13 protein-coding genes are annotated in these 13,693 nt (G+C 69.1%); 5 read left to right on the top strand and 8 right to left on the bottom strand.

The window, feature by feature from the left end; all coding sequences use genetic code 11:
* Positions 1-33 precede the first annotated feature (33 nt).
* The gene (locus ACOCEP_RS33700) at positions 34-744 is read right to left on the bottom strand and encodes a DJ-1/PfpI family protein (RefSeq protein ID WP_482333350.1); all 711 of its coding nucleotides are present in this window, start codon (positions 742-744) and stop codon (positions 34-36) included.
* Positions 745-842: 98 nt separating this feature from the next.
* On the opposite strand from ACOCEP_RS33700, the gene ACOCEP_RS33705 reads away from it, so the two are divergent.
* The 3 genes from ACOCEP_RS33705 (at position 843) to ACOCEP_RS33715 (ending at position 3,624) form a co-directional block, all read left to right on the top strand.
* Positions 843-1,820 carry a GlxA family transcriptional regulator gene (locus tag ACOCEP_RS33705; RefSeq protein WP_482333351.1) on the top strand — a complete coding sequence of 326 codons (978 nt, stop codon included), beginning with the start codon at positions 843-845 and terminating at the stop codon, positions 1,818-1,820.
* Between the two features lie 41 nt (positions 1,821-1,861).
* Positions 1,862-3,268, top strand: a complete 1,407-nt coding sequence (locus ACOCEP_RS33710) for a YibE/F family protein (RefSeq protein WP_482333352.1) — start codon at positions 1,862-1,864, stop codon at positions 3,266-3,268.
* Between the two features lie 83 nt (positions 3,269-3,351).
* The gene (locus ACOCEP_RS33715; protein ID WP_482333353.1) at positions 3,352-3,624 is read left to right on the top strand and encodes a hypothetical protein; all 273 of its coding nucleotides are present in this window, start codon (positions 3,352-3,354) and stop codon (positions 3,622-3,624) included.
* A gap of 66 nt (positions 3,625-3,690) precedes the next feature.
* Here ACOCEP_RS33715 and ACOCEP_RS33720 read toward each other — a convergent pair whose 3' ends face one another.
* Both ACOCEP_RS33720 and ACOCEP_RS33725 read right to left on the bottom strand, forming a co-directional pair.
* Positions 3,691-4,347, bottom strand: coding sequence for a hypothetical protein (locus ACOCEP_RS33720; RefSeq protein ID WP_482333355.1), 657 nt, complete (start codon positions 4,345-4,347; stop codon positions 3,691-3,693).
* Positions 4,347-4,955: an MBL fold metallo-hydrolase gene (locus tag ACOCEP_RS33725; protein ID WP_482333356.1), complete on the bottom strand. Its 609-nt coding sequence runs from the start codon at positions 4,953-4,955 to the stop codon at positions 4,347-4,349. The genes ACOCEP_RS33720 and ACOCEP_RS33725 overlap by 1 nt, the downstream gene beginning before the upstream one ends.
* A gap of 156 nt (positions 4,956-5,111) precedes the next feature.
* On the opposite strand from ACOCEP_RS33725, the gene ACOCEP_RS33730 reads away from it, so the two are divergent.
* Positions 5,112-5,969, top strand: a complete 858-nt coding sequence (locus tag ACOCEP_RS33730) for a peptidylprolyl isomerase (protein WP_482333358.1) — start codon at positions 5,112-5,114, stop codon at positions 5,967-5,969.
* Between the two features lies 1 nt (position 5,970).
* On the top strand, positions 5,971-6,756 hold the full coding sequence (locus tag ACOCEP_RS33735; protein WP_482333360.1) for an aminotransferase class IV family protein: 786 nt from the start codon (positions 5,971-5,973) through the stop codon (positions 6,754-6,756).
* 1 nt (position 6,757) lies between these two features.
* On the opposite strand, the gene ACOCEP_RS33740 is transcribed toward ACOCEP_RS33735, so the two are convergent.
* From ACOCEP_RS33740 to secD, 5 genes are all read right to left on the bottom strand, one after another.
* A complete protein-coding gene (locus ACOCEP_RS33740) occupies positions 6,758-7,537 on the bottom strand; it encodes an enoyl-CoA hydratase/isomerase family protein (RefSeq protein WP_482333363.1) in 780 nt (259 codons plus the stop codon).
* 30 nt (positions 7,538-7,567) lie between these two features.
* Positions 7,568-9,898, bottom strand: coding sequence for a RelA/SpoT family protein (locus ACOCEP_RS33745; protein ID WP_482333365.1), 2,331 nt, complete (start codon positions 9,896-9,898; stop codon positions 7,568-7,570).
* 78 nt (positions 9,899-9,976) lie between these two features.
* Entirely contained in the window at positions 9,977-10,495 is a 519-nt protein-coding gene (locus tag ACOCEP_RS33750) for an adenine phosphoribosyltransferase (RefSeq protein ID WP_482333367.1), read from the bottom strand.
* Positions 10,496-10,603: 108 nt separating this feature from the next.
* Entirely contained in the window at positions 10,604-11,806 is a 1,203-nt protein-coding gene (gene secF / locus ACOCEP_RS33755; protein WP_482333369.1) for a protein translocase subunit SecF, read from the bottom strand.
* Entirely contained in the window at positions 11,803-13,494 is a 1,692-nt protein-coding gene (gene secD / locus ACOCEP_RS33760) for a protein translocase subunit SecD (RefSeq protein WP_482333371.1), read from the bottom strand. The genes secF and secD overlap by 4 nt, the downstream gene beginning before the upstream one ends.
* Positions 13,495-13,693 lie beyond the last annotated feature (199 nt).

Genomic DNA, 13,693 nt, shown 5'->3' on the forward strand with positions numbered 1-13,693 from the left:
CGGAACAGTGGTTTCTCACCCGGATGGCCGTCTCTACTTCCCGGTGTGCGCGAGCAGCTTGTCCCGCAACGCGGGTTCGTCCGCGAGTGCCTCGTTCAGGGTGTGCTCCAGCAGCGGCTTGAGGTCCCCGTACGGCCGCTTCGACCAGTCGAGCGGCCCCTGGGGCGGCTCGGGGTCGTATTCGATGACGAACTGGATCGTCCTGGCGATCTCGGCGCCGACGAGCCGCTCGACCAGGTGCAGGGCGAGGTCGATCCCCGCCGACACCCCGGCGGCGGTGATCACGTTCCCGTCCTCGACCCAGCGCTCGGCGACGGGCTCCGCGCCGAAAGCGCCCAGCAGTTCGCGGAACATCCAGTGCGTCGCGGCTTTGCGGCCCTTCAGCAGCCCGGCCTGCCCCAGCAGCAGCGATCCCGTGCACACCGAGGTCACGAGTTCCGCGTTCGCCCCGGCGGTCCGCAGATACCCGACCAGTTTCTCGTCGGCGAGCGCCTTCAGCGTCGGCGCGGCGCCGCCGGGTACGAGCAGCGCGTACGGCGACGGGACTTCGTCGTAGGTGTGGGTCGCCACGAGCTTCAGCGGGTTGTCGGTGGTGACCGCGTCCTTCGTCTCACCGACCACGACCGTCCGGTACTCCTGCGCCGTGCTCGCCATCCCGTCCAGCACGGTCAGTGGCCCGACCATGTCCAGCGGGGTCATCCCCGGGTACACCACGAACGCGATCGTCTTCTTGTCGTCTGTCATGGGACAACGGTGGCGCAGGAGCGGGACCGCGGTGGCCCGGATGTCCGGATTCCTGCGAACAACGTCCGACGGCCGGGCACTACTGGTAGCGTTCGATCATGCCGGGTTCACCCAGACGAGTGTTGATCGTCGGCTACAGCAACGCCGAGTTGCTCGATATCGCCGGTCCCTCGGACGTCCTGGACGCCGCGACCAAACTCGGTGGCAAGCCGGGGTACGAGATCATGCTCGCGAGCGTCGACGGGCGCGGCATCCGCTGCGAGTCCGGGCTGACGCTGCAGGCACAGCACCGGCTCGACCAGGTCACCGGCGAACTGGACACCCTCATCGTCGCGGGCGGCACCGGGCACGAGGCGGCCGCCGCCGACCCGAGGATCGTCACCCACGTCCGCAGGCTCGCGCAGCAGAGCCGTCGTGTCGCTTCGGTGTGCACCGGCGCCACGGTGCTCGCCGCGTGCGGGCTGCTCAACGGACGGCGCGCCACCACGCACTGGCGGTTCGCGAACCGGCTCGCGACGAGCTACCCGCGGGTGAACGTCGATCCGGTGCCGCTGTACGTGCGCGACGGCAACGTCTACACGGCGGCAGGAGTGACCAGCGGGATCGACCTCACCCTCGCGTTCGTCGAGGCCGACCTCGGCCCGAGTGTGGCCAGGGAGGTCGCCCGCATGCTGGTGACCTACCTGCAGCGGCCGGGCAACCAGGCGCAGGTGAGCATGTTCCTCTCCGGCCCGCCGCCGGAGAACCGGCTGGTCCGTGACATCACCGCGTACGTCGCGGAACACCTCGCCGGCGATCTCGGCGCCGCCGTCCTCGCCGCACGGGCCGGGATCAGCACCCGGCAGCTGACCAGGCTGTTCGACGCGCATCTGAGCACCACGCCCAGCAGGTACGTACGGGCGGCGAGGACCGAGAACGCCGCGAAACTGTTGTGCGGCACCGAACTTCCGCTGACCTCGATCGCGAGACGGTGCGGTTTCGGCTCGACCGAGACACTGCGCCAGGCCTTCCTCGATCACTTCGACACCCCGCCTTCGGCCTATCGCCGTGTCCACCTCCGGCAGGCGTTCGGCTAGGCCGTGTGCGGCACGCGCCGCCGACTGTGGAGGATGTGCGGGTGAACCGCCGCGACATCTCCGACGACGACACCGGCCCGATTCGCCGGGTTACGGACACTCCGTCCGATCGTTCGCCCGGAACGCCCCGTTCGCCGCGCCGGACACCGCCGCCCGAGGGGGCCCGGCGCCCCCGTCCCCCGGCCCAGCGGCCACGGCAGGCTGAATCGGGCCGTCGTCGTGCGCCGGAACCGAAGCCCGAACCGGTCGGCCACGGGCACTCGCACGGTCACGGGCCGGCGGCACCGGCGTCGCACCGGGTCCGGCTCCTGCTGATGTGGCTGCTGATCCCGCTCGCCGTCGCCACCGTCGCCGGGATGATCGTGCTCTACCCGTGGGGCGGGGAGCCGGCGAAAAGCGTCTTCCCCCAGGGAACACCGGTGAACGCGACGATCACCAGGACGATCACCGGCCCGTGTCTCGCCGAAGGGCAGGTGCAGGTCGGCGAGCCGCCGCCGGACGCGAAACCGTGTCTCACCAGCGAGCTGACGATGACCGATGGCCCAGGGACCGGGAAGTCGCTGAAGCTCACGCTTCCCATCGAGCCGAGCACGCCGCGGTTCGCCGCAGGCGACGACGTGGTGCTGTCCTACAACGGCGGCGACGTCGCGAACCCCGCGTCGTTCCAGATCGTCGACTTCCAGCGCGGAACCCCGCTGCTCCTGCTCGCCGGTTTGTTCGCGCTCGCGGTGATCGTGCTGGGCCGCTGGCGGGGGCTCGCCGCGCTGGCCGCGCTGGGGCTGAGCTTCCTGGTGCTGGCGTTCTTCGTGCTGCCGTCGATCCTCGCCGGGGAAAGCCCGCTGCTGGTGGCGATAGCGGGCGCGGGGGCGATCATGTTCGTCGCGCTGTACCTGACGCACGGGTTGTCCGCGAGAACCTCGGTGGCGGTGCTGGGCACTTTGGTGAGCCTGGTCCTGATCGGCGTCCTCTCCGCGATCTTCTCGGCCGCGGCGTCGCTGACCGGGCTCGACGACAGCACCTCACAGCTGATCGGTTCGCTCGGGCACGGGATCGACGCGCGCGGCCTGCTGCTGGCCGGTGTCGTGATCGGCGCGCTCGGTGTGCTGGACGACGTCACCGTGACGCAGACGAGCGCGGTGTGGGAGCTCCGGCGGGCGAACCCGGCGCTCGGCTGGCGGGAGCTGTACGGCGCGGGCCTGCGGATCGGCCGCGACCACGTCGGCTCGGCGGTCAACACGCTCGTCATGGCCTACGCGGGCGCGGCGCTGCCGGTGCTGCTGTACACGTCGCTGTCCGGGGTCGGGCTCGGCTCGATCCTCGGCGCGGAAGAGATCGCGCAGGAGATCGTCCGGACGCTGGCCGGAAGCGTCGGCATCGTCGCGGCGGTCCCGGTCACCACCGTGCTGGCCGCGCTGATCGCCTCGCGAGAGCCCCAAGAGTCCCTGTAGCCACAAGCGCCCCAAAGCGCGAGCCCGCCGCGCGATCACGGGCCGGAGTCGGGTACGAAGAGGCCGCACCCGAGGTTCGCCGCGTGATCGGAGGGGCCATGTTCGCCGTGTTCGCCGTCCCCAGGCAGCTGACCGCCGTCGCGCGGCGCGTGCTCGTCTCGACGCTGGAAGCGGTCGAGGCGGTACCCAAGATCGCCGCCGTGCTCGACGACGTGCGATCGACGCTCAAGCACTCGGAACGGCTGGCGACCTTCGCCGCGGGCGAGCTGCCGGAGATCGTCTATCAGCTGGAGGAGATCAAGGCGCGGCTGGAGAAGCTGGAAACGGCGGCCAGCCGGCCCGGGCAAGTGTCATGAAAGGGCCGTTCAGGACACTTTTCGTCCTGAACGGCCCTTTCATGACACTCAGCGGGATTCCCCACTTCAGTCCAGCGTCGCCACGAAGCGGCTGACCGCCTCCATCGTGAAGCGCTGGATGTACTTCCCGGCGGGCGCCGCCGAGGCCAGCCGGTAGAGCGGCCGTTCCGCCGCCGCGTCCCCGCGCGCCTCCGACTTCAGCTGGGCCACCAGCAGTTCCGAGAACACCAGGCCGTTCGCGTCGGTGTTGTTCAGCAGCGCGTTCGCCAGCTTGCGCAGCTGCAGGATGCCCAGTTCCCGGCCGCCCGCGCCGGAATACACGGCCAGGTCGACCTTCGCGACCTTGCGGCGCTTGCCGGCGTTGACCAGCAGGCTCACCGTCCGGGTGCCGCGCACGTCGCTGATCACCAGGTCGATGCGCTCGGCCGCGGTCAGGTCGATCCGCCGCACACCCCAGGTCCGCACGATGAGCGTGTCGCCTTCGAGCCAGACCCGGCGCCTCAGGTTGTAGAACATGATGTAGAGCAGCGGTACCGCGATCACTCCGGCGACCACGAGCCCGGCGATCTCACCGCCGATCAGTCCGGCGATCCCGCCGAACGCGGCCGCGAAGATCACGACCCCGGCGACGCTGGAGCAGCCCCGCCTGCGGCGCAGCTTGGGGTCGTCGTGGAACAGCGGGAGACGTTCGGGGGTCTCCGGGGTCCCGGCCGGCTCGGTCATCACGCGCCCGTCCCGGCCAGGAACGGGTTTCCCGCCCGCTCCTGCCCGATCGTGGTGGCCGGGCCGTGGCCCGGGAGAACGACGGTTTCGTCGGGCATGGTCAGCACCTTGGCACCGAGCGACCGCACGAGCTCGGCACCGTCCCCGGCGGACCGGCCGATCGAACCGGCGAACAGGCTGTCCCCGGTGAGCACGATCCGGCCGCCCTCGGCGGAGGTCAGCCCGAACACCACCGAACCGGCGGTGTGCCCCGGTGTACCGGACACCGTGATCTCCAGACCGGCCAGCGCGAGCGGGCCATCGGCGAGTGGCACGATCCCGTCCTTCCGTTCTCCGGCGTCCCGGCCGAGGAGTGGCCGGTCCGCCTCGTGCAGATAGAGAGGTATTCCGTGGCGCGCGCCGATCTCGTCCGCCGAAGCGACGTGATCGGGGTGGCCGTGGGTGGCGAGCATCGCGACCGGCGTCAGGCCGTGCGTGGAAAGCGCGGCCTCGAGCGGTTCGGCGACGTCCTCCCCGGGATCGACGATCACGCACCCCCCGCCGGGCCTAGGGGCGAGCAGGTAGCAGTTGGCTTCGAGGGGGCCTGTCGGAAAACCGACAACCAGCACGAAACGCCTCCTCAGTTCTTCCGCCGAACAGGTGACAGGATGGCCCTGATCACGATCAAGTAAGCCTAGCGGCCCCTGTACGGGGGCCTCACAGGCTGTGCCAATAGACTCCCGCTACCTCAGACGTGTGACATCGAGTGGAAACCGGGAGGGCGGGTGCCGACCAACCAGCAGCGCCGCGAAGCCGCGAAGCGCAAGCTCGAGCGACAGATCGTGCGACGGGCCGAACAGGCCAAGCGGCGCAGGATCGTCGGCTCGGTGGCGGTCGTCGGTGTCGTCGCCATCGTGGCGGGCGCGGTGTGGTGGATCGTCAGCAGCAACAGTGGTGACGATGCCGCCTCCGACGCTTCCCAGAGCTCGGCCCCTCCGACCCCCGAGGTCACCATCCCCACGGAGCGCGCTCCGATGCCGAAGCGGCCGACGCCGCTGGCGAACCCGGTGGCCTGCGACTACAAGGACGACACCACCAAGCCGGCTTCGAAGAAGGTGAACAAGCCGGAGGGCAAGGACGTCTCCTCGAACGGCACGGTGAACGTCGTGCTGAAGAGCACCGCGGGCGACATCCCGCTGACGCTCGACCGCGCGCTCGCCCCGTGCGCCGTGCAGAGCTTCATCAGTCTCTCCCAGCAGGGCTACTTCAACGACACCAAATGCCACCGGCTCGGCACCACCGGCCTGCAGATGCTGCAGTGCGGTGACCCCGAGGCCAGCGGCAGGGGCGGCCCGGGCTACACCATGCCGGACGAAGCTTTCCAGGAGATCAAGTACGGCCGCGGCATCCTCGCGATGGCGAAGACGCAGCAGCCGAACTCGGGTGGTAGCCAGTTCTTCATGGTCTACGGCGAGGCCGAACTGTCCCCGGACTACTCGGTCTTCGGCAGCATCTCCGACGAGGGCCTGAAGGTGCTCGACAAGGTCGCCAAGGCGGGCGCGAACGCGCAGGCAGGCAACGGCGACGGCACCGGCCCGCCCAACACCGAGGTCAAGTTCACCGGCGTCACGGTCAACGCCTGACGTGAAGCTGGAAGTCAACGGCGCGCCCGCCCGGTCGGAAGACCTGGCGGGCGCGTTCGGCTATGGCCACTTCACCGCGATGCAGGTCCGCGACGGCAAGGTCCGCGGGCTGGACATCCACCTCCGTCGTCTCGTGACGAGCACGCGGCGCATGTTCGCCCACGACCTCGACACCGAGGCGGTGCGCGGGTACGTACGGCAGGCCATCCGCGGTGAGGACGCGCTGTCCGTGCGGGTGCTGATCTTCTCGCGGGCGTTGGACTGGTCCGATCCGGGCGCGCCGGCCGCACCGGATGTCCTGGTCCGTGTCGGACCGCCCCGAGAGCACGAGATGACCCCGCTGCGCCTGCGATCCGTGCGCTACGAGCGGGTTCTCCCGGAGGTCAAGCACGTCGGTACGTTCGGGCTGCTCCACCACACGCGCGAGGCGAAGCTGGCGGGATACGACGACGCGCTGTTCATCGACTACCAGGGCCGGGTCAGCGAGGCGTCGATCTGGAACGTCGGTTTCCTCGACGGCGGCAAGGTGGTCTGGCCGCAGGCGCCGGTGCTCGATGGCATCAGTCAGCAACTGGTGCGTCGCGGCCTCGAACGAAACGGGATCCCACAGGAGACCCGCGACGTCCACCCCGCGGATCTTCCCGGGTTCGACGCCGTGTTCCTGACCAATTCGGAGTCGATCGGGTGGCCGGTGGCGTCGGTGGACGACGTCGTGCTGCCGTTCGCTCCGGAGACGGGGCGGATCCTCACCGAAGCGTACGAAAGCAATCCCTGGGACGAGATCTAGCTCAGCGGTAGGTGAACTTCGGCGGCCGCCGCGCCAGGAACGCGGCCACTCCCTCGGCGTAGTCCTCGCCGTGCAGGGCACCGAGCCGGATCTCGTCGACCTCGGCGTCGGATTCCTGTTGTCCCGCCACGATCTTCTCGATGATCCGGTTCATCCCGCGCACCGAGGCCTGCGAACGCGAAGCCAGCGTCTCGACGAACTTCCCGGTCGCGGCCTCCAGCTCGTCGGCCGGGAAGACGTCGTTGAGCAGCCCGATCTCCCGTGCCCGCCGCGCGTCGACGAGCTCGCCCGAGAGCAGGAAGTACTTCGCGTTCGCGGCGCCGACCAGTGAGACGAGCTGCCGTGTCGAGTCGAAGTGGTAGACGATCCCGAGCTTCGCCGGCGTGATGCCGAAGCGCGAGCCCTCCGCGGCGAAGCGGAAGTCGCACGCGACCGAGATCTGGCAGCCGCCGCCGATGCAGTTGCCCTGGATCATCGCGACGGTCGGCTTCCGCGACGCCGTCAGCGCCGCCACGGCCCCGTCGACGGCCTTGTCGTAGGTCTCGGCCGCGTCGGCGGTGGACCGCAGCTCCCGGAACTCGCTGATATCCGCGCCCGCCGAGAAATGCGCGCCCGCGCCGGTCAGCACGAGAACCTTGATCGCCGGATCCGCCTCCACCCGCGCCACCACGTCCGGGATCGCCGACCACATCCCGTAGGTGATCGCGTTCATCTTCTCCGGCCTGGTGAACGTCAGCCGCGCGACCTCGCCGTCGCGAGTGAATTCGAACCCGTCAGTCATCCTCGGACTGTAGCCGGGACCCACCGGCGGTCACGAAGCCGAAGTGACCCGATACACGTCGTAAACGCCTTCGACTCCCCGGACCACCTTCAGCACGTGCCCGAGATGCTTCGGGTCGCCCATCTCGAACGAGAACCGGCTGACCGCGACCCTGTCTCGCGACGTCGTCACCGACGCGGACAGGATGTTGACCTTCTCGTCCGCGAGCACCTTCGTGACGTCCGAGAGCAACCGGTGCCGGTCCAGCGCCTCGACCTGGATCGCGACGAGGAACACCGAAGACGCCGACGGCGCCCATTCGACCTCGACCAGCCTCTCGGGCTGGGCCCGCAGGTCGTCGGCGTTGGTGCAGTCGGTCCGGTGCACGCTGACGCCACCGCCGCGCGTGACGAAACCGAGGATCTCGTCGCCCGGCACCGGCGTGCAGCAGCGGGCGAGCTTGGCCCAGATGTCGCTGGCGCCCTTCACCACGACGCCGACGTCGTTCGAGCCGCGGCGGCGGGTGACCGTGGACGGTGTCGCGCGCTCGGCGAGCTCCTCCTCCGCCTCGTCGACGCCGCCGATCAGCGCGACCAGCCGCTGCACGACGTGCTTCGCGCTGGTGTGGCCCTCGCCGACGGCCGCGTACAGCGAACTGATGTCGGGATGCCGCAGTTCGGTGGCGACCGCGCCCATCGACTCGGCGGAGACCAGCCGCTGGATCGGGAGGCCGACCTTGCGGACCTCCTTGGTGATGGCCTCCTTGCCGCCTTCGATCGCCTCGTCGCGGCGTTCCTTGGCGAACCACTGCCGGATCTTCGCGCGCGCCTTGGGCGAACCGGCGAACTGGAGCCAGTCGCGGCTCGGACCCGCCGTCTCGGCCTTAGAGGTGAAGATCTCGATGACCTCGCCGTTCTCCAGCTTGCGCTCGAGCGCGACGAGCCTGCCGTTGACGCGGGCCCCGATGCACCGGTGGCCGACCTCGGTGTGCACGGCGTAGGCGAAGTCCACCGGCGTCGAATCGACCGGCAACGTGATCACGTCACCCTTGGGCGTGAACACGAAGATCTCGCGCGAGGCGAGTTCGTAGCGCAGCGACTCCAGGAAGTCGCCCGGATCCGCCGCTTCACGCTGCCAGTCGAGGAGCTGGCGCATCCACGCCATCTCGTCGACGTCCATGGCGTTCCCGTTGTGGGTGCCCTTGGTCTCCTTGTACCGCCAGTGCGCGGCGATGCCGTACTCGGCGGTGCGGTGCATCTCGTAGGTACGGATCTGGACTTCCAGCGGTTTGCCGTCCGGCCCGATCACGGTGGTGTGCAACGACTGGTACACACCGAACCGAGGCTGCGCGATGTAGTCCTTGAACCGGCCGGGGACCGGCTGCCACAGCGCGTGGACGACGCCCATCGCGGCGTAGCAGTCACGGACGTCTTCGACCAGGATCCGCACGCCCACCAGGTCGTGGATGTCGTCGAGGTCGCGGCCGCGGACGATCATCTTCTGGTGGATCGAGTAGTAGTGCTTCGGGCGGCCCTCGACCTTGGCGGTGATCCGCGAGCCTTCGAGATTGCCGGTCAGCTCGGTGATCACCGACCGCAGGTACGTGTCGCGCGAAGGCGCGCGATCGGCCACGAGACGGACGATCTCGTCGTACTTCTTCGGCTGCAGGATGGCGAAGGCCAGGTCCTCCAGCTCCCATTTGACCGTCGCCATGCCGAGCCGGTGCGCCAGCGGGGCGAGGACCTCCAGGGTCTCGCGCGCCTTGCGGGCCTGCTTCTCCGGCGGCAGGAAGCGCATCGTGCGCATGTTGTGCAGCCGGTCGGCCAGCTTGATGACCAGCACACGCGGGTCACGCGCCATCGCGATGACCATCTTGCGGATGGTCTCGGCCTCGGCGGCCGTGCCGAGTTTGACCTTGTCCAATTTGGTGACGCCGTCGACGAGCTCGCCGACCTTCTCACCGAAGTCGGCCTTCAGGCTCTCCAGCGAGTAGCCGGTGTCTTCGACGGTGTCGTGCAGCAGGGCCGCGACCAGCGTCGTGGTGTCCATGCCGAGTTCGGCGAGGATGGTCGCGACGGCGAGCGGATGCGTGATGTACGGGTCGCCGGACTTGCGCCGCTGCTCGCGGTGCAGCTCCTCGGCGACGTCGTAGGCGCGCTGGAGCTGTGCGAGGTCCGCGTTGGGATGCAGCTCGCGGTGGATGACGGCGAGCGGTTCGAGAACCTGCTTGACCGGTGCGGCGCGCTGCGCGGTGATCCGGCGGGCGAGACGGGCGCGCACGCGGCGCGTCGCGGACGGCGTCGGCGCCGCCCCCTGTCGCGCCACACCGTTCTGCTCGGTGCCGTCCTTCGAGGACACCGCGGCATCGAGCTCTTGGCTCACCCGCACCTCCTGCGCTTCGTGCGGCCTTCGGACATCAAGGGTAACCGCTCCCCCTCGCGGCTCACTTGGTACGCCCGGTCAACACACCCGGAGGGCCTCCACACGGCGCCCCTCGAGCACGGAACGACCACCGAGCGCGCCGAGTTCCATGACCACCGAAACGCCGGTGACCTGCGCTTTCGCGTCTTCCAGCAGTTTGCAGGTGGCCGCGACCGTGCCACCGGTGGCGAGCACGTCGTCGAGGATCGCGACACGCTGGCCGGGCTCGACGACGCCTTCGGGGAGTTCGACGGTCGCGGTGCCGTACTCCAGCGTGTAGCCGACCCTCCCCGCGACCCGGGGCAGCTTGCCCGGCTTGCGGATCAACGCGACGCCGAGACCACGGGCGTAACCGACGGCGGCGGCCAGCAGGAACCCACGCGCCTCCACCCCGGCCAGCAGATCGACGTCCGGGTCGACGGTGGCGGCCAGCGCGTCGGTCACGGCCTTGAAGCCCGCCGCGTCGGCGAACAGCGGGCTCAGGTCCCGGAACAGCACGCCGGGTTCCGGGAAGTCCGGTACGTCGGCGATGAGGTCGAGTGCCCTGTCCAGCTCCATGTACTTCCTGCTCTCCAGTCGTGCTTCCGGGTCCCTGAACACTATGAACGGTCCGTTCCTTGCGAAATTTGCAAGGAACGGACCGTTCATAGCGTTCGACGGCCGGGATTACCTCTTGCGCTTGCCCGACGGACGGCCCTTGTGGGCCTTCTGGTTCCGCGCGGGAACACTCGCCGCCGCGGCGTACGCCTTCTCCTTGCGGAGCTCGGCGGCCAGCGCGTCCTCGTCGTTCGGGTCGAAGTCGTCGTCGCGCTCGGCGGCCTTGCGGGCCTGGTTCGCGCGCCGCGCGGCGACCCGGTCCGCCTGCTGGCGGAACTTCGGGTCACGCATCTTCAGGTCCACCAGCAGCGGGGTGGCCAGCGCGACCGAGGACAGCACGCCGACCAGGGTGCCGGTGAGCTGCACCAGCGCGAGGTCCTGCAGGGTGCCCGAGCCGAGCAGGATGTACCCGACGACGAGCAGCCCGAGGATCGGCAGCATCGCGATCAGCGCCGTGTTGAACGACCGCATCAGCGTCTGGTTCAGCGCCAGGTTGGCGGCCTCGCCGAAGGTACGGCGGGTGAGCCCGAGCAGGCCACGCGTGTTCTCGCGGACCTTGTCGAACACCACCACCGTGTCGTACAGCGAGAACCCGAGGATCGTCAGCAGACCGATCACCGTCGCCGGCGTGACCTCGAAGCCGATCAGCGAGTACACACCCGCCGTCACCACGATGTCGTGCAGGAGCGAGATCAGCGCCGCGGCGGCCATCCTGGTGTCGAAGTACAACGCCAGGAACAGCGTGACCGCCAGGAGGAACACCCCGAGCGCGATCAACGCCTGGCGCGAGATCTCCCCGCCCCAGGACGCGCTGACCGCGCTGTCACTGATGGCCTGGACACTCGGCTGCCCGTTGGACCCGATCGGGCCGAGGTCGCGGAACAGCGCTTCCTTGATCTTGGCGACCTCGGCGGCGTCCAGGGTGTCCGAACGGAGCTGGATGGTCGACGAAGCGCCGCTGCCGACCTTCTGCGCCTCGTCGGCCGGGCGGCCGAGAGCCTCGGAGAAGACGTCCTTGGCCTGCTGCTCGCTGATCTGCCCGTTCTTGCCGTTGGCGGGCAGCTGGATCTGGGTGCCGCCTTCGAAGTCGATCCCGAAGTTGAAGCCCTTGATCCCCATCGACGCGATGCAGACCAGCACCAGCGCGCCGAAGAAGAGGTACCAGCGCTTGCGCTTGCCGACCACGTCGAACGCGCCCGTGCCCACATAGAGGCGGCGGAAGATGCTCTCGCGCTTGCCCGCGGTGGTGGTGTTGTCGTCGACCACGGTCACGCCTCCTTGACGTTCGGGCGGCCGGCGGCCGGACGGGCCGCCTTGCGCTCCGAGCCCACCTGCTGAACGGCACCGAGGCCGAGGTTCTTGGGGTTGGACAGGAACTTCGACTTCGAGCGCGACACCATCGAGACCAGCGGGTGGGTCACGAGGTAGACCACGACGAGGTCGAGGACCGTCGACATGCCGAGCGTGAACGCGAAGCCCTTGACCTCACCGACGGCCAGCCAGTACAGGATGGCCGCGGCGAGGAAGCTGACCGCGTCCGACGCCAGAATCGTGCGCTGGGCACGAGACCAGCCTCGCGGCACCGCGGAGCGGAACGTCCTGCCTTCCCGGATCTCGTCCTTCAAGCGTTCGAAATAGATGACGAACGAGTCGGCGGTGATACCGATCGCGATGATCAGGCCCGCCACGCCGGCGAGGTCGAGGGTGTACCCGATCCACCGTCCCAGCAGCACCAGTACCGCGTAGACCAGCGAGAACGACAAGGCGAGCGACAGGATCGTCAGCACACCCAGCAGCCGGTAATAGAACAAGCAGTAGATGAAGACGATCAGGAGGCCGAGACCACCGGCGATCAGGCCGGCCTGCAGCGACGCGAGACCCAGCGTCGCGGACACCGTCGTCGCGTCCGAGGACTCGAACGACAGCGGCAGCGAGCCGTACTTCAGCACGTCCGCCAGGTCCTTCGCCTCGGTCTGGCTGAACCGGCCGGTGATCTGGGTCTGTCCGCCCAAAATCGCGGACTGGATGGTCGGCGCGGAGACGACCTGCGTGTCGAGGACGAACGCGGCCTGCTTCTGGACGTTCTTCGAGGTGAAGTCGCCCCAGATCCGGGAGCCCTCGCCCTTGAAGTTCAGGTTGACGACCCACTGGGAGTTCTGGGTGTCGTAGCCCGAGGAGGCGTCGGAGATCTCGGTTCCGGGCAGGAACTCCGGCTCCAGCAGGTACTTCATGGTGTTCTTGTCACCGCAGGCGACGAGCGGTTTGTCGGTGAGGTCATTGCCGACCAGCGGGTCCGACACCTTGGGGTCGCAGTTGAGGGCCGCGAAGGCCTTCTCGGCGGCCGCGGCCTGCTTCGCCTGGTCCGTCGAGAGCAGATCGGGGTTCTGCCGGAGACTCCGGGCCTCCTCGATCTCCTTCTTGGTCTGCTCGTCGGAGTCGCCCTGCTGCTGCGGCGCGCCTGCCGCTCCACCGCCACCGTTGGCCGGGCTGGTCGGCGGGGCGCTCGCGCCCGGAGAGGGCGGCGGCGCCGAAGACGGCGCGCCGGAAGCGGGCGGAGCCGACGGCTGCTGGACCGGGGTCACCGGCTGCGACGTCACGACCTTCCGGAAGCCCAGCTTCGCGGTCTTGCCCAGGGTCTTGGCCTGGTCGCCCTGCTCACCGGGGACGGTGATGACGACGTTGCTGCCGTCGAGGACGACCTCGGTGCCGCTGACGCCGATACCGTTGACCCGGCGCTCGATGATCGAGCGGGCCTGTTCGAGGGACTCTCGCGGAGGGTCGCCGCCGTCGGGGTTTCGGGCGGACAGGGTGACCCTCGTGCCGCCTTGCAGATCGATGCCGAGCTTCGGCGTCGGCTTGCCGCTACCGGTGAAGAACACCAGGGCGTACAGCGCGACCACGATCAGGGCGAAGAAGGCGAGATAGCGTCCCGGGCGGAGATGCCCGGCCGGTGCGGCCACTGTGCTTCGGTCTCCTCGGACGGACTGGGTTTTTCCCCAATGGACTTGGCTGTTCACTCACAGGACGGGAGTCCGGCGGTACCGCGAACGAGCACGACTATGACGACGGACACGCACGCAGCACCGAGACACTACTCGGTGCTGCGTGAGCCCGGCGTTGGCCCCGCACCTACGAAAGTCTGGTGTCGGGGATGGCCTT

This window comes from Amycolatopsis sp. CA-211722, assembly GCF_056828465.1.